The 20797-nt window shown below is 72.2% G+C and carries 17 protein-coding genes; 14 read left to right on the forward strand and 3 right to left on the reverse strand.

The window, feature by feature from the left end:
• Positions 1-124 precede the first annotated feature (124 nt).
• Entirely contained in the window at positions 125-1591 is a 1467-nt protein-coding gene (aspA, locus tag ABD269_RS10295) for an aspartate ammonia-lyase (RefSeq protein ID WP_344117474.1), read from the reverse strand.
• A 43-nt stretch (positions 1592-1634) separates the two neighbouring features.
• The gene (locus ABD269_RS10300) at positions 1635-2642 is read right to left on the reverse strand and encodes an asparaginase (protein ID WP_344117475.1); all 1008 of its coding nucleotides are present in this window, start codon (positions 2640-2642) and stop codon (positions 1635-1637) included.
• 213 nt (positions 2643-2855) lie between these two features.
• Here ABD269_RS10300 and ABD269_RS10305 point away from each other — a divergent pair, with 213 nt between their 5' ends.
• Positions 2856-3311 carry an Lrp/AsnC family transcriptional regulator gene (locus tag ABD269_RS10305; protein WP_344117476.1) on the forward strand — a complete coding sequence of 152 codons (456 nt, stop codon included), beginning with the start codon at positions 2856-2858 and terminating at the stop codon, positions 3309-3311.
• A gap of 57 nt (positions 3312-3368) precedes the next feature.
• Here ABD269_RS10305 and ABD269_RS10310 read toward each other — a convergent pair whose 3' ends face one another.
• On the reverse strand, positions 3369-3899 hold the full coding sequence (locus tag ABD269_RS10310) for a PadR family transcriptional regulator (protein WP_344117477.1): 531 nt from the start codon (positions 3897-3899) through the stop codon (positions 3369-3371).
• A gap of 255 nt (positions 3900-4154) precedes the next feature.
• Here ABD269_RS10310 and ABD269_RS10315 point away from each other — a divergent pair, with 255 nt between their 5' ends.
• From ABD269_RS10315 to ABD269_RS10375, 13 genes are all read left to right on the forward strand, one after another.
• Positions 4155-4301, forward strand: a complete 147-nt coding sequence (locus tag ABD269_RS10315; RefSeq protein ID WP_344117478.1) for a hypothetical protein — start codon at positions 4155-4157, stop codon at positions 4299-4301.
• 152 nt (positions 4302-4453) lie between these two features.
• Complete coding sequence (locus ABD269_RS10320) at positions 4454-5824, forward strand: aminopeptidase P family protein (RefSeq protein ID WP_344117479.1); 1371 nt, start codon at positions 4454-4456, stop codon at positions 5822-5824.
• 76 nt (positions 5825-5900) lie between these two features.
• Positions 5901-7043 (forward strand): NAD(P)/FAD-dependent oxidoreductase, encoded by a 1143-nt coding sequence (locus ABD269_RS10325; protein WP_344117480.1) that lies wholly within the window; start codon positions 5901-5903, stop codon positions 7041-7043.
• A 36-nt stretch (positions 7044-7079) separates the two neighbouring features.
• Positions 7080-7394 carry a (2Fe-2S)-binding protein gene (locus ABD269_RS10330; protein WP_344117481.1) on the forward strand — a complete coding sequence of 105 codons (315 nt, stop codon included), beginning with the start codon at positions 7080-7082 and terminating at the stop codon, positions 7392-7394.
• A complete protein-coding gene (locus ABD269_RS10335; RefSeq protein ID WP_344117482.1) occupies positions 7375-8826 on the forward strand; it encodes an FAD-dependent oxidoreductase in 1452 nt (483 codons plus the stop codon). The genes ABD269_RS10330 and ABD269_RS10335 overlap by 20 nt, the downstream gene beginning before the upstream one ends.
• Before the next feature lie 31 nt (positions 8827-8857).
• A complete protein-coding gene (locus ABD269_RS10340) occupies positions 8858-9766 on the forward strand; it encodes a dihydrodipicolinate synthase family protein (RefSeq protein WP_344117483.1) in 909 nt (302 codons plus the stop codon).
• Between the two features lie 47 nt (positions 9767-9813).
• On the forward strand, positions 9814-10818 hold the full coding sequence (locus ABD269_RS10345) for a proline racemase family protein (protein ID WP_344117484.1): 1005 nt from the start codon (positions 9814-9816) through the stop codon (positions 10816-10818).
• The gene (locus ABD269_RS10350) at positions 10815-12185 is read left to right on the forward strand and encodes an aldehyde dehydrogenase family protein (protein WP_344117485.1); all 1371 of its coding nucleotides are present in this window, start codon (positions 10815-10817) and stop codon (positions 12183-12185) included. The genes ABD269_RS10345 and ABD269_RS10350 overlap by 4 nt, the downstream gene beginning before the upstream one ends.
• Positions 12186-12317: 132 nt before the next feature.
• Complete coding sequence (locus tag ABD269_RS10355; protein ID WP_344117486.1) at positions 12318-12995, forward strand: GntR family transcriptional regulator; 678 nt, start codon at positions 12318-12320, stop codon at positions 12993-12995.
• A gap of 264 nt (positions 12996-13259) precedes the next feature.
• Entirely contained in the window at positions 13260-14822 is a 1563-nt protein-coding gene (locus ABD269_RS10360) for a Na+/H+ antiporter (RefSeq protein WP_344117487.1), read from the forward strand.
• 190 nt (positions 14823-15012) lie between these two features.
• A complete protein-coding gene (locus ABD269_RS10365; RefSeq protein WP_344117488.1) occupies positions 15013-16212 on the forward strand; it encodes a winged helix DNA-binding domain-containing protein in 1200 nt (399 codons plus the stop codon).
• Between the two features lie 279 nt (positions 16213-16491).
• On the forward strand, positions 16492-17940 hold the full coding sequence (locus ABD269_RS10370) for a glycosyltransferase family 39 protein (protein ID WP_344117489.1): 1449 nt from the start codon (positions 16492-16494) through the stop codon (positions 17938-17940).
• Between the two features lie 286 nt (positions 17941-18226).
• The gene (locus ABD269_RS10375) at positions 18227-20767 is read left to right on the forward strand and encodes an ATP-binding protein (protein WP_344117490.1); all 2541 of its coding nucleotides are present in this window, start codon (positions 18227-18229) and stop codon (positions 20765-20767) included.
• Positions 20768-20797: the final 30 nt, after the last annotated feature.

Consider the following 20797-nt stretch of genomic DNA (forward strand, 5'->3'; position numbering starts at 1 on the left):
GGTCCCGCTCGCGGGGACCTCCAGCCGGACCGTCATCGAGTACGAGACGCTTGGCGCCGTTGCCATCGGGGTGCTTCTTCTTTCTGGTGTGCGGTGTTGGATCGCTGCTGGGGCGGGTGTTCCGTCAGGAGCCGTTCGTGGTCGTCACCCGGGCGTGCGGGCGGGCGAGGCTGTCCGGGTGGAGGACCTGCCGGAGCCGCTCCGGGGTGAGCAGGCCCTTGGCCAGGACGAGGTCCTGCACCGAGGCGCCGGTGGTCAGCGCCTCCTGGGCGACGGCGGTGGCCTGCTCGTAGCCGATGTGCGGGTTGAGCGCGGTGGCCAGGCCGATCGACTCCCCGACGAGCTGGGCCAGATGATCGCGGTTGGCGGTGATGCCGTTGACGCACCGCTCGGCGAGGGTCAGACAGCCGGCCCGCAGATGCGTGAGGCTCTTGAGCAGGCTGTGCGCGATGACCGGCTCGAAGGCGTTGAGCTGGAGCTGGCCGGCCTCGGCGGCGAAGGTGACGGTCACGTCGTTGCCGATGACCTCGAAGGCGATCTGGTTGACCACCTCGGGGATCACCGGGTTCACCTTGCCGGGCATGATGCTCGAACCCGCCTGCACGGGCGGCAGGTTGATCTCGGCGAGGCCGGCGCGGGGGCCGCACGAGAGCAGGCGCAGGTCGTTGCAGGTCTTGGAGAGCTTGACGGCGATCCGCTTGAGCACGCCGGAGAGCTGGACGAACGCGCCCACGTCCTGGGTGGCCTCGACGAGGTCACCGGCGACGGTGAGCGGGATGCCGGTGATCCCGCCCAGGTGGGCGCAGGCCACCTCGGCGTACCTCGGGTGGCTGTTGAGGCCGGTGCCGATGGCTGTGCCGCCGAGGTTGATCTCGCGCAGCAGCGCGCGGGCCTCCTCCAGGCGCGCCCGGTCCTCGGCCAGCATGACGGCGTACGTCGCGAACTCCTGGCCCAGCGTCATGGGCACCGCGTCCTGGAGCTGCGTGCGGCCCATCTTGAGGACGTCCGTGAACTCCTCCGCCTTGGCCGCGAACGCCTGCCGCAGCACCTCCATGGCCTCCAGCAGGCGGCCTGCGGCGAGTTGCAGGGAGAGACTGACGGCGGTGGGGTAGACGTCGTTGGTGCTCTGCCCGGCGTTGACGTCCTCCAGCGGGTGCAGGTGCCGGTAGTCGCCCTTGTCGTGGCCGAGGAGTTCCAGCGCCCGGTTGGCGACGACCTCGTTGGCGTTCATGTTGGTGGAGGTGCCCGCGCCGCCCTGGATGACGTCGACGACGAACTGGTCGTGGAGCCGCCCGGCGCGGATCTCTTCGCAGGCCCGCACGATGGCATCCGCCTTGCGGCCGTCCAGCAGCCCCAGGTCGCGGTTGGCCTGGGCGGCGGCCTGCTTGACGGAGGCCAGGGCGACGACGAGGTCGGGATAGGCGGCGATCGGGGTGCCGGTGACGGGGAAGTTCTCCACGGCCCGCAGGGTGTGCACGCCGTAGTACGCGGCCGCGGGGACGTCCCGGTCACCGAGCAGGTCGTGCTCGGTACGGACCGGCGGGTGGTCGTGGGCCGGGGCGGGGGCGGGGGCGGGAACGGGGGCCGACATGGGAATCCGATCAGGTGCGTGGGGGGAGAGGGGGAGGGGAGTGTCAGGCCCGTGCGCCCGGCGCATCGGCCACGGGGCCGCCGAGCACGTGCCGCAGTGTGCGGGCGCGTTCGGCCGGGTCGGTGGAGGCGAGGGCCGCGGAGAGCACGGCGATCCGCGCCTGGCCGGCGCGCAGGGTGCCGGTCAGGACCGCTCCGGCGGCGGCGAGGTCCACCGCGCCGCCGTGGGTGTAGATCTCCGCGACCGGCCCGGTGGGCACACGCGTGGTCACGGCGACGAGCACACCGCGGGATATCGCGGCCTCGACGGCGGCGCTGATCTCGGGGGTGGCGTTTCCCGCTCCCGTGGCCACCAGGACGATGCCCTGGGCGCCCGCCTCGACGGCGGTGTCGAGGAACAGCGGATCCCCGTCGCAGTGGTGCATGACGACGTCGACCCGGGGCAGCGGCTCGGCGGCCGACGGCAGGGGGAGCGGTGCCGGGCGCTCGGGGCGGCGGTGGATGACGACTCCGTCGGCTCCCACGTCCGCGACCCGGCTGCCGGAGGGGTCGGCGAAGGCGTCGGCGGCCAGCGTCTGCACCTTCACCGTGCCGCGCGCGGCGTGCACCTGCCCGTCGAAGACCACCAGGACGCCGAGGTCGCGCACCGAAGCCGCGGTCAGCAGCGCGTCGTGGAGGTTGCGCGGCCCGTCACCGTCCGGCGCCTCGAGCGGGCGCTGGGCGCCGGTGAACACCACCGGCCGGGGGTCGTCGTGATGGAGGTCGAGGAGGAAGGCGGACTCTTCCAGCGTGTCCGTGCCGTGCGTGACGACGATGCCGTCCACACCGGGATCGGCCAGGACCTCGCGCACGGTGCGCAGGAGCGCCAGCTGGTGTGCGGTGGTGAGCCGGGCACTGTTCACGCTCATCAGGTCGACGACCCGCACGGATACGCCCTCGGGCAGGACGGCCGTGGCCATCACGTCCGTACCCCGGGCCTCCGCGGCGAATCCGGAACCCTGCCAGCGGCTGGCGATCGTCCCGCCCGTGCTGATGACGACGATCTGTCCCACGTCTGCTCGCTCCTCTGCCAGATGATCACTGCCGTGCGCGGCGACGTGTCGCACGGCGGGCGCCTCCCGCGCGTTGCGCTGCGGTCCGAGGCATGCCCCTCGTACGCCGGTTCCTGCGGCGGTCGGGGCGGGAGCAACCATAGGACGAATCGCGCGCAATCGGGTCGCCAGATCGGGCGTGCCCGACCCCGAAGCGTGGTGGATAATTGCGCCGTGGACCAGATCGACAGAAATATCTTGCGCGAGCTCCAGGATGACGGCCGGCTGACCATCCAGGAGCTGGCCCACCGGGTCGGCCTCACGTCCTCACCGTGCATGCGCCGCGTCCGCCAGCTCGAACAGGACGGCGTCATCCAGGGCTACCGGGCGATCATCGACCCCGAAGCCGTCGGGAGGAGCTTCGAGGTCCTGGTCTCCGTCGAGGTCAAACGCGACCGGGAGGCAGTCGAGGCCTTCGAGGCGGCGTTGAAGGACATACCTGACGTCATCGAGGCATACCGCCTCTTCGGCAGCCCCGGCTGTCTGCTGCGCATCGCGGTCGCCGACATCACCGCCTACGAGCGGCTGTGGATCGAGCACCTCACCACGCTGTCCGGCATCACCGAGGTCAACTCGCAGATCATCATGAAACGGATCAAGGAGCCGCGGGGCCTGCCGGTCGACGGCTGAGGACCCGTGGCCCGCGCCCGTCCCGCGGAGGGCGGGCGGTGGCGTGGGGCGCCTGGGCTATTCAGACCCCGTTCCGTTCGGTGCGTGGGCACCGGATGCGAGCGCATCGAGTTCTCGCCGGTTCCAGGTGAAGGATCCGTCCGCGAGCTCGGCGGTGACGGCGGTGACCCATTGCAGTTCGGCGTGGGTGACCGCACGCACGTACTCCGTCTCCAGGAGGGCCACGCGCGGGAGCCGGTGTTCCCCGGCCTGGATGGCGAGGTCCGTGTCCAGGGCGGCGATCTGTTCCTGGAGCCGTCCACGCCGCTCGCTGAGCAGTTCAGGGGCCGTTTCGGGCGGGAGCATGAGCACGAAAGAGAGCGCGGCGGGAAATTCGGGGAACTCGTTGCGGGGCGCGGCCAGGATCTCGGCGAGCCATTGGCGGGTGGCGGACCGGCCGGCATCGGTGACGCGGTAGACGGTCCGCTCGGGGTAGCGCTCGTCGCGCTCGGTGTCGCCTGCCACTATCAGGCCCGCGTCCTCCAACCGGCTGATCATGCGGTAGAGGCTGGTGCGCTGGCCGACGTTGACGACCTGGTCCTTGCCCATTCCTTGATCAGCCGCTGGATCCCGTACGGGTGCATGGGCCCGGCTTCGAGGATGCCGAGGATCGCCAGGGCGAGCGGGGACGACGTCCGCCGCGCCCGCCGTGAGGGCACCGGCCCCACCTCCGCCTATGTGGTCGAATCGCGGCGCCCGGCAGGGCGGACGCGCGAGCCTGCTCGACCGGTGCCCTCGTCTACAAGGTCGACTCCTCCGTGCCGACCGGCAAGGGCCCCGTCCGGGCCATGGACGCCAACCCCGATGCCACCCCCGAGAGCGGCTGCCGGCCGCTGGATGAACGCCCCTTACAAGGCCGGCCGGTCGTTCACCGACTCCGCCGCCGGCGTCCGCATCGACGTGCTGCGCTCCGGCGCCTACGGCGACACCGTGCGCGTCACCAAGTCGTAGGCCCGGCCGGGCGGTTCATGTCACGGACCCTCTGCGGATCCGGGGCACGGGCGAACGCGCGGCTGGAATGTGACCCGTAGCATAGTAATGTGAAATTGCACTGACGGAGCATCAGTCGCGCTCCTATCCACTTGTGTCCGAGGAGGAGTCCCGTGAAGGAGACCGCAGTTGAGGACATCCGGACGGTAAGTCACGACCTGCCGGTATCGGCGGAGTTCGAGGCGTTCATGGCGGACGGCTGGGCCGTGACGCCGCTGCCCGGTGACCTCCGGCTGCCGGTGGCCGACCTCGCCGCCGCGCGCCGGGCGAAGCTGTCCGCGCGCTTCCCCGGTGAACGGCTGATCGTGCCCGCGGGCGAGTTCAAGGTCCGCTCAAACGACTGCGATTACCGCTTCCGCCCCCACAGTGCCTACGTGTGGCTGACCGGGCTGACCGGTGAGGAGCAGGCCGGTCACGTGCTGGTCCTGGAGCCGGACGGCCCGCACCGGCACGAAGCGGTGCTGTACGTCCGGCCGCGCTCGCCGCGCACCGGCGCGGAGTTCTACCGGGACCGCCGCTACGGCGAGTTCTGGGTCGGTCGGCGCCCGGACCTCGCCGAGGCCGAGCGCATGACCGGTATCCGCTGCGCGCACATCGATGAACATGGGCAGCTCCCGCCCGGCCGCGACGCCTCCCGCGACGCCGAACTGGCCATGACCTTGAGCGAGTTGCGGCTGGTCAAGGACGCCTGGGAGGTCGGCCAGCTGCAGCTGGCCGTGGATCACACGACCGCCGGCTTCGAGGACGTCGTACGGGCGCTGCCGCGCGCCCTGGCCCACCCGCGCGGCGAGCGCTGGATCGAGGGCGTCTTCGGTCTGCGGGCCCGCGCGGAGGGCAACGGCACCGGCTACGAGACCATCGCCGCCTCCGGGGCGCACGCGTGCGTCCTGCACTGGATACGCAACGACGGCCGCCTGGACGCCAGCGAACTCCTCCTGCTGGACGCCGGAGTGGAGACCGACACCCTGTACACCGCCGACATCACCCGCACCCTCCCGCTGTCGGGCCGCTTCTCGCCCGTCCAGCGGCAGGTCTACGAACTCGTCCTCGCCGCCCAGGACGCGGGCATGGCCGCTCTCAAGCCGGGGGCGAGCTTCCGCGACTTCCACCGGGCCGGCATGCGGGTCATCGCCGAGGGGCTCTCCGAGTGGGGCGTCCTGAGCAGTGCCGAGGGCGACTTCCACCGCCGGTACACCCTGTGCAGCAGCGGGCACATGCTCGGCCTCGACGTCCACGACTGCGCGCAGGCGCGGGCGGACGTCTACCTCGACGGCGTCCTGGAGGAGGGGCAGGTGCTCACCGTCGAGCCCGGGCTCTACCTCCAGCCCGACGACGAGACGCTGCCGGCCGAACTCCGAGGCATCGGTGTGCGGATCGAGGACGACCTGGTCATCACCGCCGACGGGGCGCGCCTGATGTCGGGGGCGCTGCCGCGCACACCCGACGCGATCGAGGCGTGGATGGGTGAACTCCTCGCCGGGTAGGCGGAAGTTGGGGGCGGCCAAGTCTGGACCAGCTCTTGGCACGGCAAGTGCAATGTGAAATATTACTGACGTGCCCATGAGTAACCCCTCGGACGTCATCGTCGTCGGAGCGGGCGTGATCGGCGCCGCCTGCGCCTGCTACGCCGCCCGCTCCGGCCTCACTGTCACCGTGGTCGACCGCGGCCCCGTCGCCGCCGGGACCACCGGCGCCGGTGAAGGCAATCTCCTGGTCTCCGACAAGGAACCCGGCCCCGAGCTCGAACTGGCTCTGCTATCCGTGGAGTTGTGGCGGGAGCTGGCCCAGGAGCTCCCGGCATCGATCGAGTACGAGGCCAAGGGCGGACTCGTCGTCGCCTCCGACGCCACCGGCATGTCCACGCTGCGGAAGTTCGCCGAGGCCCAGACCGGGGCCGGCGTCACGGCCGAGGAGATCCCGCCCGACCGACTGCACGAGCTGGAACCGCACCTCGCCCCCGGTCTCGGGGGCGGCTTCCACTACCCGCAGGACGCCCAGGTCCAGCCCGCCCTCGCCACCGCACACCTGCTGCGCGCCTCGGGCGCCCGGATACGCACCGGCGAGGAGGTCACCGCCATCCTCACCGGCCCGCAAGGGAAGGTGCGGGGCGTCCGTACCGCGGCCGGTGACCTGCACGCCCCCTACGTGGTCAACGCGGCCGGCACCTGGGGCGGCGAGGTGGCCCGGCTCGCCGGAGCCCACCTGCCCGTGCTGCCCCGCCGCGGCTTCGTGCTCGTCACCGAACCGCTGCCGCGCCTCGTGCGGCACAAGGTCTATGCCTCGGACTACGTCTCCGACGTCGCCAGCGGCTCGGCGGCGCTGCAGGCCTCCGTGGTGGTCGAGGGCACCTCGGCCGGCCCGGTGCTCATCGGCGGCAGCCGCGAACGGGTCGGCTTCGACCGCACCCTGTCGGTGGAGGCGCTCCGCCGCCTCGCCGCCCAGGCCACGACACTGTTCCCGGTGCTGGCCGGGGTGCGGGTCATGCGGACGTACGCGGGATTCCGTCCGTACCTGCCCGACCACCTGCCCGCCATCGGCACCGACCCCCACATTCCCGGGCTGCTGCACGCCTGCGGGCACGAGGGCGCGGGCATCGGACTCGCCCCGGCCACCGGCCTCGTCGTCGCCCGGCTGCTGACGGGCGATCAACCGCCGCTCGACGTCGGCCCGTTCCGCCCCGGCCGCTTCGCCCCGGCAGCCTGACCCCCGCTTCCCGCCGCTCCCGAGAGGAGGCCCGCAGTGGCCCGTACCCCCGCCGACCTGGTCGAGGCGGAGCCCGGCCCGCCCTTCGAGATCACCTTCGACGGCCGTACGGTCACCGCCCTGCCCGGCCAGTCCATCGCCGCCGCACTGTGGGGCGCGGGCATCCTCGCCTGGCGCACCACCCGCAACGGCGGCCGCCCGCGCGGGGCGTTCTGCGGCATCGGCCAGTGCTACGACTGCCTCGCCACCGTCAACGGCGAACCCAACCGCCGGGCCTGCCTCGTACCCGCCCGGCCCGGCGACACGATCACCACCCAGGAGGGACACGGCCATGCCGGACTCGCCGTCTGAGCCGTACGACCTCGCGGTGATCGGCGCCGGACCCGCCGGACTCGCCGGAGCCGTCACCGCCGACGAACTCGGCCTGTCCGTCGCCCTCCTGGACGCCGCCGGACAGACCGGCGGCCAGTACTTCCGCCACCCCGCCCCCGGCCTGGGCGCCGCCCGGCCACAAGCCCTGCACCACGACTGGTCCGCCTTCGCCGAACTCCGCCGCCGCCTCCGGGCGAGCGACATCACACACCTCGCCCACCACCACGTGTGGACCATCCAGCAGCACGACGACGGGCCGTGGACCGTGCACGCCCTCACCGGTGCCGACGAGGGGGACACCCCGGTCCGCGTACGGGCCCGCGCGCTCCTCCTCGCGACCGGCGCGTACGAGCGGCAACTCCCCTTCCCCGGCTGGACCCTGCCCGGCGTCGTCGGCGCCGGCGGCGCCCAGGCCATGCTCAAGTCCGGGCTCGTCCTGCCCGGACAGCGGGTCGTCGTCGCCGGCAGCGGGCCGCTCCTGCTCGCCGTCGCCTCCTCGCTCACGACCGCCGGAGCCCACGTCCCCGCGGTGGTCGAGGCATCCGGCTACCTCGGCTACGCCCGCCGCCCGCTCACCCTCGCCGCCAACCCGCACAAGCTTCTCGAAGCCGCCGTCCACGGCACCGCACTGCTGCGCCACCGCATACCGCTGCGCACCCGCAGCGCGGTCACCGAGGTGCACGGCACCGACCGCGTCGAGGCCGTCACCGTCTCCCGGCTCGACCGCGACTGGCGGCCCCTGCCCGGCACGGGCCGCCGCATCGCCTGCGACGCCCTCGCCGTCGGGCACGGACTCCTGCCGCAGACCGAGCTCGCCACCGGCCTCGGGTGTGCGACACGGCGCACACCCGACGGCACGCACGCACTCGCCCTGGACGACCTCCAGGAGACCTCGGTGCCCGGCCTGTGGGCCGCGGGGGAGACCGGTGGCATCGGAGGCTGGCAACTTGCCTGTGCAGAAGGTGAGTTGGCGGGCATCGCGGCGGTCGCCCGGCTGCGCGGACGGCCCGCCCTCACCGGCAGTCGACGCGTACGGGACCTGGCCCGGCGCCGCGACCGCATGCGCGCCTTCGCCGACACCATGGCCGCCGCCCACGCGCCCGGCCCCGGCTGGACCGGCTGGCTCACCGACGACACCGACGTGTGCCGCTGCGAGGAGGTCACCGCCGGTGACATCCGCGAGGCGGTCACCGGCCTCGGCGCCCGCGACGCCCGGACCGTCAAGCTCCTCACCCGGGCCGGCATGGGCTGGTGCCAGGGCCGGATGTGCGGAGCGGCCGTGGCCTGCCTCGCAGCCGCCGGTACGGCACAGGGGACCGTACCGCCGTCCGCGGAACGCCGCCCGCTCGCCGTACCCGTACCGCTCGGAGCTCTGGCAGACCAGCCCGCGGAGAACGACCGCACGTCCTGACTCCCACTCGCACCGCAGAAAGGCCTATGGCATGACCACCGACTCCTGGACCACCGACCGCCCCTGGCGCGGCATCATGGTCGCCACCGCGCTCCCGCTGCGCGAGGACCTCTCCGTCGACCACGACGCCTACGCCGAACACGTCCGCTGGCTCCTCGACAACGGCTGCGACGGCGTCGTCCCCAACGGCTCCCTCGGCGAATACCAGACCCTCACCCCGCAGGAGCGCGCCCAACTGGTGCGCACCGCCGTCGAGGCGGCAGGCGACGGGGCGCGGGTGATGCCCGGCGTCTCCGCCTACGGCAGCGCCGAGGCCCGCCGCTGGGCCGAGCAGGCCGCCGAGGCGGGCTGCGGCTCCGTCCTGCTGCTGCCCCCCAACGCCTACCGCGCCGACGAGCGGTCGGTCCGCGCCCACTACGCGGAGGTCGCGCGGGCCGGGATACCCGTCGTCGCCTACAACAACCCCATCGACACCAAGGTCGACCTGCCCCCCGGCCTGCTGGCCCGGATGCACGCCGACGGCGGCATCGTCGCCGTGAAGGAGTTCAGCGGCGACGTCCGGCGCGCCTACGAGATCGCCGAACTCGCCCCCGAACTCGACCTGCTGATCGGCGCCGACGACGTCCTCCTGGAGCTCGCCGCCGCCGGAGCCGTCGGCTGGGTCGCGGGCTACCCCAACGCCTTCCCCGCCACCTGCGCCGAGCTCTACCGCGCCGCCGTCGCCGGGGACCCGCAGACGGCACTGCCCCTCTACCGGTCGCTGCACCCCCTGCTGCGCTGGGACTCCAGGACCGAGTTCGTGCAGTCCATCAAACTCTCCATGGACATCGTCGGCCGCCACGGCGGACCCACCCGCCCCCCGCGCCTCGCGCTCACGGGCGAGACCGAGGCCGCGGTGCGCGCCGCCACCGAGAAGGCCGTCGCCGACGGACACCACTGACCACTCGACGGCACCCGCTGATACGGCATCTGCATGAAAGGACGTCCGTGCGCACTCGTCATGTCTTCCATGCCGTCGACTCGCACACCGAGGGCATGCCCACACGCGTCATCACCGGCGGCGTCGGCGTGATACCCGGCGCCACCATGGCCGAGCGCCGGCTCCACTTCATCGAGCACCTGGACCACCTCCGCACGCTCCTGATGTACGAGCCGCGCGGCCACGCCTCCATGAGCGGCGCGATCCTCCAGCCACCCACCCGGCCCGACGCCGACTACGGAGTCCTCTACATCGAGGTCTCCGGACTGCTGCCCATGTGCGGGCACGGCACCATCGGCGTCGCGACCGTCCTCGTGGAGACCGGCATGGTGCCGGTCACCGAGCCGGTCACCACCGTGCGCCTGGACACCCCGGCCGGGATGATCAGCGTCGACGTCCAGGTCGAGGACGGAGCGGCCAAGGCCGTCACGCTCACCAACGTGCCCGCCTTCAGCGTCGGCCTCGACCGCAAGACCGACGTCCCCGGCCACGGCACGGTCACCTACGACCTCGCCTTCGGCGGCAACTTCTACGCCTTCGCCGAACTCGACGCCCTGGGACTGCCCTTCGACCGGGCCCGCAAGGACGACCTGCTCGTCGCCGGGCTCGCCATCATGGACGCGATCAACGCCTCGCCCGACCGGCCCGTCCACCCCGAACACCCCGAGATCAGCGGACTCAAGCACGTCTACCTCGCCGCCCCCGGCTCCGACGCCCACCACTCACGGCACGCCATGGCCATCCACCCCGGCTGGTTCGACCGTTCCCCCTGCGGCACGGGAACCTCCGCACGCATGGCCCAGCTGCACGCCCGCGGCGCGCTCCCGCTCGACCGCGACTTCGTCAACGAGTCCTTCATCGGCACCCGGTTCACCGGCCGCCTCGTGGGGGAGACGCGGGTCGCCGGGGTGCCGGCGGTCGTGCCCGCCATCACCGGACGCGCCTGGATCACCGGCACCGCCCAGTACTTCCTCGACCCGGACGACCCCTTCCCCGGAGGCTTCCTCCTGTGACCGCCGACCAGACCACCTTCATCTCGTGCAACCCGGCCGACCCGTCCGACATCGTCGCCGAGGTGCCCGCGCCAGGCGCCTCCGCCGCCGTCGCGTCCGTCGAGCGGGCCCGCGCCGCCCAGCCCGGCTGGCTGCTCACCGGCGCCGCCGCCCGCTCCTCCGCGCTCTCCGCCGTCGCCACGGCCGTCGAGGCCGCAGCCGAGGAGCTCGCCGCCCTGGCCGTACGCGAGGTGGGCAAACCACTCGCCGAGGCGCGGGCCGAAGTGGCGCGCACGGCCGCGATCTGGCGGTACTACGCCCAGGCCCCCTACGAGCCGTCAGGCGCGGTGCACGAGACGGCGGGCGGCCCCGGACTGCTGCTGACCCGGCGCCGCCCGCACGGCGCCGCCGGCCTGATCACCTCCTGGAACTTCCCCTTCGCCATCCCGTCCTGGAAGGCCGCACCCGCACTCGCGGTCGGCAACACGGTCGTCCTCAAACCCGCACCCGAGGCCACCGCGTGCGCCCTGCGCCTCACCGAACTCGTCCAGCAGGCCCTGCCCGCCGACGTGTTCACCGTCGTGCCCGGCGGAGCGACCGAGGGCAACGCCGTCCTCTCGGCCGCCGACGTCGTCTCCTTCACCGGCTCCACCGCCGTCGGCGCCGCGGTCGCCCGCGCCGCCACTGCCCGGGGCATCCCGGTGCAGGCCGAGACGGGCGGGCTCAACGCCGCGATCGTCCTGCCCGACGCCGACATCGAGCGCGCCGCCGCCCACATCGCCGCGGCCGTCGCCGGATACGCCGGGCAGAAGTGCACCGCCACCAGCCGCGTCATCGCCGTCGGCGCGGCCCTCGACCCCCTGCGCGAGGCACTCGCCGAAGCGCTGCGCACCCTGCCCGTTGGCGATCCCGCAGACCCCGCCACCGTATGCGGGCCCCTTATCTCGGACCGGGCCCGTGCCCGGTGCGAGGAGGCTCTGGGCGGCGCCTCCGTCCTCGCCGCCGGCGCCGCTCCGGAAGGCCCCGGCTGGTACGTGGCCCCCATGGTGGTCGAGAAGGTGCCGACCGGTCACCGGCTGCTCACCGAGGAGGTCTTCGCCCCCGTGGCCGCGCTGCTGCCCGCGGACGATCTGCCGCACGCCGTACGGATCAGCAACGCGGTCCCGTACGGGCTGGTCACCTCGGTCCACACCGCCGGACTCGAGGCGGCGCTGCACGGTCTCGACCGTCTCGACACCGGGATGATCCGCGTCAACGCCCCTTCCACCGGCGTCGACTTCCACCTGCCGTTCGGCGGCACGAAGGCCTCCGGTCACGGGCCGCGCGAACAGGGGCGCGCGGCACTGGACTTCTACACCTCCAGCCGTACCTACACCCTGGCTCCCTGAGAACGATGTGACATTGTACGCTCGTTGGTCCGTCCAGGTACGGACCAGCCGGGCAGCGCGGCTGCGCACGTGCCGAGGACGCGGCTGCCGGACCCGGCCGCCGCACCGGCGACGCAAAGGACACGGGACACCATGGGCCACCTCAAGCAGCGCAACCTCATCACCGCCACCGAGCGGCTGCGCGACCAGGTCGCCCACGCCCTGCGGGCCGCGCTCATCTCCGGCGAACTCCGCCCCGGCCAGGTCTACTCCGCACCCCAGCTCGCCGAGGACTTCGGCATCTCCGCGACCCCGGTGCGCGAGGCCATGCTCGACCTCGCCCGCGAGGGCCTGGTCGAACCGGTCCGCAACAAGGGATTCAGGGTGACCGAGGTCAACGAACGCGACCTGGACCAGTACACCGAGATCCGCACACTGATCGAGGTCCCCACGACCGGCCGGGTCGCGCGCACCGCCACCCGGGAGGACCTCGAAGCACTCCGCCCGGTCGCCGAGGAGATCGTGCGCGCCGCGCGCGACCACGACCTCATCGGGTACCTGGAGGCCGACCGGCAGTTCCATCTCACCCTGCTGGCCCTCTCCGGCAACGAACGCCTCGTCGAGACCGTCGGCGACCTGCGCAAGCGCTCGCGCCTGTACGGGCTGACCGCCCTCGATCAGCGCGGCGAGCTCATCCCCTCCGCCGAGGAACACCTCGAACTCCTGGACCTGATGCTCGCGGGCGACGCCAAGGGCGCCGAGAAGTGCATGGCACGCCACCTCGGCCATGTGCGCTCCCTGTGGGCGAAGGGCGGCGGACGGGAGTCGTGACACGGTAGGGCTGCCGGGCGCGGGCGCCCTCGCCGTCCGGGCATGCGTGTTCGCCTGGCCGAGTTCCGCTGACCGGGCGGCCACCTGGGCTGAACTGCGGGAAGACGGGCGCGGGTTCCGGCCCGGCGGGGACGCGGAGTCACGTCCAGGCCGTAGCCGGACTTCGTCGGCGTCGGGTAAGTTCCCCATTGGAGTGCCGGGAAGACTGGTCGGCGGCAAGGCTTCCTCAGCCGCGCCCCGGCACACTCTCGGGGGAACGACCACATGACCGGCCTGACTGCTGTGCTCTTTCTCGTGGCCCTGGCCACCGCGGTGGCCACCGGGGCGCGGCACTGGCGTATCCCGGCCCCTTCGCTCCTGGTCGTCGCGGGAGTCGCGGTAGGGACGCTGCCCTGGGTGCCGGACGTCCACGTCGAACCCGAAGTGATCAGCGTGCTGGTGCTGCCGCCCCTGCTGTACGCCTCCGCCGAGGAGATCTCCTGGCGGGATCTGTGCAAGGTGTGGCGGCCGGTCACCGTCCTCGCCTTCGGCCTGGTGCTGGCCTCCGCGGCGGCGGTGTGCATGGTGGCCTCGCTGGTGACCCCGCTGGCCGGGTCCATGGCTTTCGTGCTCGGCGCGGTGCTCGCCAGTACCGATCCGGTCGCGGTGACCGCGCTGGGCCGCCGGCTGGCCCTGCCGCCGCGGGTGCAGGTCATGGTGCAGGCGGAGAGCCTGTTCAACGACGCCACGAGCCTGGTGCTGTTCAAAGTGGCGGTGGGGTCGGCGGTGATCGGCGGCGCGGTCTCCCCGCCGGCCGCGGTGGGGAAGTTCGTGGTGCTGGGCGGCGGTGGCGCACTCGTCGGCGCCGCCGTCGCCGGCATGGTGGTGCTGATACGGAAGCGGACCGAGGACCCGGTGCTCGAGACCGTGATCGCTCTGGTCACCCCGTACGCGGCCTACGTACTGGCCGAAGACCTGCACACCTCCGGGGTGACAGCGGTCGTCCTCGCGGGCGTACTTCTCGGGAGTACCGGCCACAAGCTGGCCAACGCCCCGATACGCCTGCAGGTGCACGCCGTCTACGCCACGGTCGTTTTCCTGCTGGAGAGCGTCGTCTTCGCTCTCATAGGCCTGGAGCTGCCGTCCCTGGTCCGCGCACTCGCACCGGACGAACGAGGCTGGCCGCTCGGCGTCCTCGCGGTGGCCGCCACCGTCATCGCCGTACGGCTGCTGTGGATCTTCCCGCTCTCGGCAGTGATGCAGCATCGGCGTGGCGAGGGCCGGATCTCCTGGCGTGTACCCGCGGTGGCCTCATGGGCCGGTACCCGTGGTGTCATGCCGCTGGCCGCCGCGCTGTCCATCCCGCTGGTGACGAGCGGTGGCGAGTCGCTGCCGCACTGCTCGCTGGTCCTCACCCTCACGACCGGTGTCGTCGCGCTCACCCTCGTCGTACAGGGCTTCACCCTGGCACCCCTGGTCCGCCGATCCGGCATCGCCCTGGAGCCCGAACACACCGCACGCGAAGAGGCCCGCGCCCGTGGCAGCCTCGCCCGCGCGGCCCTGCTCCACCTCGACGAGCTCGTCGATCTCGAAGCGGTCCCCACCGCGGTGGCCGACCAGCTGCGCCGCGACTTGGAGAACCGCCTCTGCGCCGACGACGAAGCGGGCGCGGACGCGGCCACGGACCCGCCTTCCGCCGTCGCCGACCACCGGGTCATGCGGCGCGCCCTGATCGGCGTCGAGTCCCATGAACTGCAGCGCCTCTACGACACCCATGAGATCAGCGACACCACTAGGCGCCGCATCCAACGGGCACTGGACCTGGAAGACCTGGGGCTGGCGGACTGAGGGGTGTCGGGTCCCTTTCCGCGGTGAACTGTTCAAAATTACAGTACATTCGTACTCTTTTGTCGGCCCGGGGGATCCGGAGATATAAAGGGGGCAATGTCCGTATTGCGAAAACCTGCGAGGCGTTAGTACGGTACTAATGTACTGAACATCACCGCACGCACCCGCCATCCCCTGGAAGCACCGTTCGATGACCGTCCTGCGCCGTATCCCTCCCGCCGAACGCCGCCTGCGCCTCGCCGCCCGGCACCTGCTCACCCCGGCTCGCCGGGCGGTCGCGCCGCAGGAGGTGGCCGAGGCCCTCATAGGCCTGCATGCCACCGACCCCGCCACGGTCTTCCTCTCGGCCGCCGCCCGCATGCACGCTCCCACCGCCGCGGCCGTCGACCATGCCCTGTACGACGCGACGCCTCCGCTCGCCCGTATCCGGTGCATGCGCCGCACCATGTTCGTCACCCCCCACCACCTCGCGCCCGCCCTCTACGCCGCCACCGCCAAGGACGCCCACCGCAACCGCGGCGATGCCGTCGAGCAACTGCGCGCCACCGTCGGCTGGAGCCCCACCCGTTACGCGGCCGTCGAGGACGCCACTCTCGCCGCCCTGACCGCGCGGGGCCGAGCCACCGCGGTCGAACTCGCCGCCGACATACCCGACTTGCGTGAGGACTACGCTGTCAACGCCGGCAAGCGGTATGAGACGCGCCAGCGCGTGTCTGCCCCGATCCTGGGCACCCTCGCCGCCGAAGGGCGCATCCGCCGTACCCGCCCGGCCGGTTCATGGACCTCCGCCCAGTTCCGCTGGGAGCCGGCCGAACCCTTCCCCGCGATCCCCGTGGGCGAGGCCAAGACCACGCTGGCCCGCCACTACCTGGCCGCGTTCGGGCCTGTCACCGCGGCCGACCTGAAGTGGTGGACGGGCTGGACCCTCACCGACACCCGCAAGGCCGTCGCGGCCACCGGCGCCGAGGCCGTCGAGCTCGACGAAGGCACCGGCTACCTCCTCCCCGAGGACAATCAGCCCCCTGCCGGGACCGACCACGAACCCTGGGTGGCGCTGCTGCCCGGTCTGGACCCCACCGCCATGGGATGGCGCCACCGCGACTGGTACCTCGACCCGGCCCACGCAGCGGCCCTGTTCGACCGCAACGGCAACATCGGCCCGACCGTCTGGGCCGACGGCCGTATCGTCGGTGCCTGGGCCCAGCGCTCCGACGGCCGCATCAACCACCGGCTCCTGACCGACCCCGGCCGCCACTCCCGCGTCCTCATCAACAACGCCATCCAGCGCCTGACGATCTTCCTCGACGGCACCCGCGTCACCCCCTGCTACCGCACCCCCCTCGAACGCCGACTCGCGGCCACGGACGCCTCCGTCGGCCACCTCGGCTGAGACACCGGAGCCCGCCGGCGCGAGGTGTGTCCCCGCGGTCCTTCTGAGGCGTTCCCCACCACCCTGGGTCGACTCGCCGCCCTCTGCACCACCATCCTTTCCCCCCGCCGCCCGGGCTTCCCGGCCTGCCCTGCCCCGGTGCTGCCCCTCTTGTGGCAGTGCCGGAAAGAAGACACCACCATGCCCCCCTCCCTCCGCCCCACCACGCCTGCCATGCCTCGTACGCTCGCCAGCCCCGTTCCGATGGGACGGTCCATACTTCGGGCCATTCATTCGCTGTTGCCCAGCCTGGAACGGGCGGCCGTATGGGCGCCGTTGATCGTCGGACTCGGCCTGGGGCTCTGGGGGATCACGGGCCCGTCCGCGTGGACCGACGAGATCGTCACCCTCGACGTGGCGCACCGGTCCTGGCCACAGCTGATGGAGCTGCTGGGGCACGTGGACGCGGTGCACGGCCTGCACTACGTACTGATGTACCTGGTCGGACAGGCCGTGGGGGTCGGCGAGTTCACGATGCGGCTGCCCTCTGCAGTGGCGGTGGCCGTCGCGGCAGCGGGCCTCTCGTGGCTGGGTCGGCTGCTCGGCGGGCCGCGCCTCGGCCTGTACGCGGGGCTGCTGCTCGCCGTGCTGCCCACCGCGTCGCGGTACGCGCAGGAGGCCCGCTCGTTCGCCTTCGTCATGGCCGTGGCGGTACTGGCCACCGGCGCCCTGATCAAAGCCCTGTCGGGCCATGCCCGTTGGTCGGCCGGCTACGCCGTGCTGATAGCCCTGCTGGGCTGGTTCAACGTGATGGGACTGCTGTTGGTGGCCGCCCACGCGGTCACGGTGGCCCTGCGGCGTCCCGCCCGCCGCCGCGTACTCATACGCCTGCTGTCGGCCCAGGCTGCGGGCATCGCCGCCGTCATTCCGCTGCTGGTCCTCGGCTTCTCCCAGCGATCCGCTGTCGGCGAGGCTCCACCGATCACCGCCACAACTCCGTACAACTACCTCACCTGGCTGCTCACCCCCGGCCAGGACACTCTCCCCAACGCCCTGAAACTCCTCCTCACCCTCACCGCCCTCGCCGCCGTGGCCCTCCTCATAGCCCGGCGGCGCAAGGCCCCGCCCCTTCTCCTCGCCGTCGGCGTGCCCTGGCTGGCCGTACCCCCGCTGCTCCTCCTGGGCCTCTCCCTCGACCAGCCCCTCTTCGCCTACCGCTACCTGCTGTTCTGCCTGCCGGCCCTGGCATTGCTCCTCGCGGCGGCCGCCACCGTCCTCCCGTGGCCCAAGCAGCTCCTGCTCGCACTCCTGCTGACTGTCCCGATTGCCGTATCCCACCTCGCCATACGTCAGCAGGACAGCCGTCACTGGGACACCACCGCCGTGCTCACCACACTGCAGGGCCGTGCCGCCTCCGGTGACGGCGTTCTCTTCAGCGGCGGACGGTGCGACCTGATCCCCTCCGCCTACCCGGAGGACTTCGCCCACCTCCCCGACCTGGGCACGACCCGGACGGCCGCCGAGCGCGGCACCCTGGACAACCAGCCCGCCGACCAGGCCCTTCTGGACCAGCGCCTGGCCCGCGCGCCCCGCGTCTGGCACATCACCTGCCGGCACATCTCCTCCGGCTCCCGCCAGGCCGCCGCCCGCACAGCGGCGTCCCAGGAACAGGCCCTCACCCGCGCCGGCCTGTCCCCGGGCTACCACCGCAGCGCCCGCGATCTGGAAATCACCCTCTGCCAACGCTGAGCCGCCCGCCCCGGGTTGTCGCTCGAAGTCACAGACGGGCCAGTCGGATTCCGGGATCAGAACAAGGCATCGAATGCCATAAAGAAGGCGTCAAGGTAGTGGGACGGTGCGTCAGGATCGCGCCAAGAATTCTCGTCGGGCGCGCTGTTCGCGCTTTGCTGTGAGCGCTGGCCATCGGCCGGTTCAAGCCAACCCCCTCACTCCCGGTCCCGCATACCCCACGTCCACCCATCAGGGCCGGGCGGACGTGTCTCCCCACTTCCTCACTCGACGGGGTGTTCTCCTCATGGCGGATTCGCTCGGTGATCCAGGCGCGCGTCCCGGCAGGCTCAAGGTCTTCCTCGGGGCGGCACCCGGGGTCGGCAAGACCTACCGGATGCTCGACGAAGGGCGGCGGCGCACGGCCCGGGGCAAGGAAGTGGTAGTGGCCTTCGCCGAGGGCCACAGCCGTCCGCGCACCGACGCGCTCCTCGAAGGGCTCGACGTCATGCCCCGCACGACACGCACCCACCGGGGTCTGGAGCTCACCGAACTCGATCTCGACGCGGTGCTGGAGCGGCGCCCCGAGGTCGCGCTCGTCGACGAGCTCGCGCACACCAACGTCCCCGGCGGCCGCAACGCCAAGCGCTGGCAGGACGTGGAGGAACTGCTCGCCGCCGGAATCGACGTGGTCACCACCGTCAACATCCAGCACCTGGAGTCCCTCAACGACGTCGTCGAGAAGATCACCGGGGTGCAGCAGCGCGAGACCGTGCCCGACAAATTCGTGCGCAGGGCCCATGAGATCGAACTCGTCGACATGCCGCCCGAAGGCCTGCGGCGGCGCATGGCGCACGGCAACATCTACCCGCCCGAGAAGATCGACGCGGCCCTCTCGCACTACTTCCGGATCGGGAACCTCACCGCGCTGCGGGAGCTGGCCCTGCTGTGGGTGGCGGGCAGGGTCGACGAGGCCCTGCAGAGCTACCGGTACGAGCACGGGATAGGGGGTGTCTGGGAAACCCGCGAGCGCGTCGTGGTCGCCATCACCGGCGGCCCCGAGAGCGAGGCCCTCATCCGCCGTGCCGCCCGCATCGTGGCCCGTTCCTCCGGCGGTGACCTGCTCGCCGTCCACATCGCCCGGAGCGACGGCCTGGTCGACGCCTCGCCCGCCGCCCTGGCCGGACAGCGACAGCTCGTGGAGAGCCTCGGCGGTACCTACCACTCCGTCGTCGGGGACCATGTGCCCACGGCGCTGATGGAGTTCGCCCGTGCCGAGAACGCCACGCAACTGGTCATCGGAACCCGTGTCCGCGGCTGGCTGCTCGGCTCGCTGACCATCCGCGGAGCGGGCGAGACCATCGTCGAGCTCTCCGGCGACATCGACGTGCACATGGTCACCCACGAACGCGCCAAGCGAGGACGGGTGCCGGCCACCCCGCCCAACCGCCTGCCACTCACCCGCCGGGTGGCGGGACCCGTGGCCGGTCTCGCCCTGCCCGTGCTTCTGACGATGTTGCTGCGCGGCCTCTCCGGTCACCTCGACCTCAACCTCACCAGCGACACCCTGCTGTTCCTGCTGACCGTGCTGGGGGTCGCCTGTATCGGTGGTGTCGTCTCTGCGTTGCTCGCCGCGGTGACGGCTTCCCTGCTGATGAACTACTACTTCATCCCGCCCATCGACCGGTTCACCATCGACGAGGCCAACAACGTCCTCGCACTGATCGCCTTCGCGATAGTGGCCGCCACGGTCGCCGCCGTCGTGGACCGCTCCCTGCGCCTGGGCCGCCAGGCCGCCGCCGCTGCCGCGGAGGCCGAAACCCTGTCCTCACTCGCGAGCAGCATCCTGCGCGGTGACAAGGCCGTGCCCGCGCTGCTGGAACGCACCCGCGAAACGTTCGGCATGGAGAGCGTCGAACTCTCCCACGACAAAGGGCGAATGGGGCACCGGGCGATGGGCGACGGCGACACGGATTCACCCTACGAGACCAGGGTCCCGATCGGTACGGACAGCGTGCTGGTGCTGCGCGGCCGCCGGCTGCCCGCCTCCGAGCACCGCGTACTCACCGCCTTCGCCGCCCATCTCACCGCTGCCGTCGAGCGTGCCAGGCTCGCCGAGGTCGCGGCCGAGGTCGAACCGGTCAAGGCAGCCGACCGGATGCGCACCGCGCTCCTCGCCGCCGTCAGCCACGACCTGCGCACCCCGCTGGCCGGCTGCTGGGCCGCCGTGAGCTCACTGCGCAGCCGGGACGTCGACTTCTCGCGGGAGGACCGCGAAGAACTCCTCGCCACCGCGGAGGAGTCCCTCGCCAAGCTCAACCGCCTCGTGGACAACCTGCTCGACATGAGCAGGCTCCAGGCCGGCGCGCTGAACCTGCGGCTGGAACCCACGGCGCTCGCCGAAGTGCTGCCGCTCGCCCTCGACGCCCTGCCCGAACCGGCCGTACCCGTCGTCACCCAGCACCTGGAGAGCACGCCCCAGGTACTCGCGGACCCGCCGCTGCTGGAACGCGTCCTTGCCAACCTTGTGGCCAACGCGGTGCGGAACGCGCCTCCCGGGCGCCCGGTGACGGTCAGCGCCAGCACCCTGGCCCTGTACGTCGAAGTGCGGGTCATCGACCGCGGCCCGGGGCTTCGGTCGGCCGACAAGGAACGGGCGTTCCTGCCCTTCCAGCGCCTCAGTGACACCGACAACACCACCGGTCTCGGACTCGGGCTCGCTCTCTCCCGGGGCCTCACCGAGGCCATGGGCGGCACCCTCACCCCCGAGGACACCCCCGGAGGCGGCCTCACCATGGTCGTCTCCCTGCCCGCGGCACCGGCCCCCGCGACGGAGGCCCTCGCATGAGGGCCCGGGGCACGGCACGCACTCTTGCGC

It is taken from the genome of Streptomyces blastmyceticus, from assembly GCF_039521185.1.
Classification (GTDB): domain Bacteria; phylum Actinomycetota; class Actinomycetes; order Streptomycetales; family Streptomycetaceae; genus Streptomyces; species Streptomyces blastmyceticus.

What these genes read in the sequence shown, in the direction of transcription:
- aspA (WP_344117474.1), bottom strand. Translation starts at nt 1,591, where the DNA reads ATGTCGGCCCCCGTTCCCGCCCCCGCCCCCGCCCCGGCCCACGACCAC.
- ABD269_RS10310 (WP_344117477.1), bottom strand. Translation starts at nt 3,899, where the DNA reads ATGGGCAAGGACCAGGTCGTCAACGTCGGCCAGCGCACCAGCCTCTAC.
- ABD269_RS10315 (WP_344117478.1), top strand. Translation starts at nt 4,155, where the DNA reads ATGCCACCCCCGAGAGCGGCTGCCGGCCGCTGGATGAACGCCCCTTAC.
- ABD269_RS10325 (WP_344117480.1), top strand. Translation starts at nt 5,901, where the DNA reads ATGAGTAACCCCTCGGACGTCATCGTCGTCGGAGCGGGCGTGATCGGC.
- ABD269_RS10335 (WP_344117482.1), top strand. Translation starts at nt 7,375, where the DNA reads ATGCCGGACTCGCCGTCTGAGCCGTACGACCTCGCGGTGATCGGCGCC.
- ABD269_RS10340 (WP_344117483.1), top strand. Translation starts at nt 8,858, where the DNA reads ATGACCACCGACTCCTGGACCACCGACCGCCCCTGGCGCGGCATCATG.
- ABD269_RS10355 (WP_344117486.1), top strand. Translation starts at nt 12,318, where the DNA reads ATGGGCCACCTCAAGCAGCGCAACCTCATCACCGCCACCGAGCGGCTG.
- ABD269_RS10360 (WP_344117487.1), top strand. Translation starts at nt 13,260, where the DNA reads ATGACCGGCCTGACTGCTGTGCTCTTTCTCGTGGCCCTGGCCACCGCG.
- ABD269_RS10365 (WP_344117488.1), top strand. Translation starts at nt 15,013, where the DNA reads ATGACCGTCCTGCGCCGTATCCCTCCCGCCGAACGCCGCCTGCGCCTC.
- ABD269_RS10375 (WP_344117490.1), top strand. Translation starts at nt 18,227, where the DNA reads ATGGCGGATTCGCTCGGTGATCCAGGCGCGCGTCCCGGCAGGCTCAAG.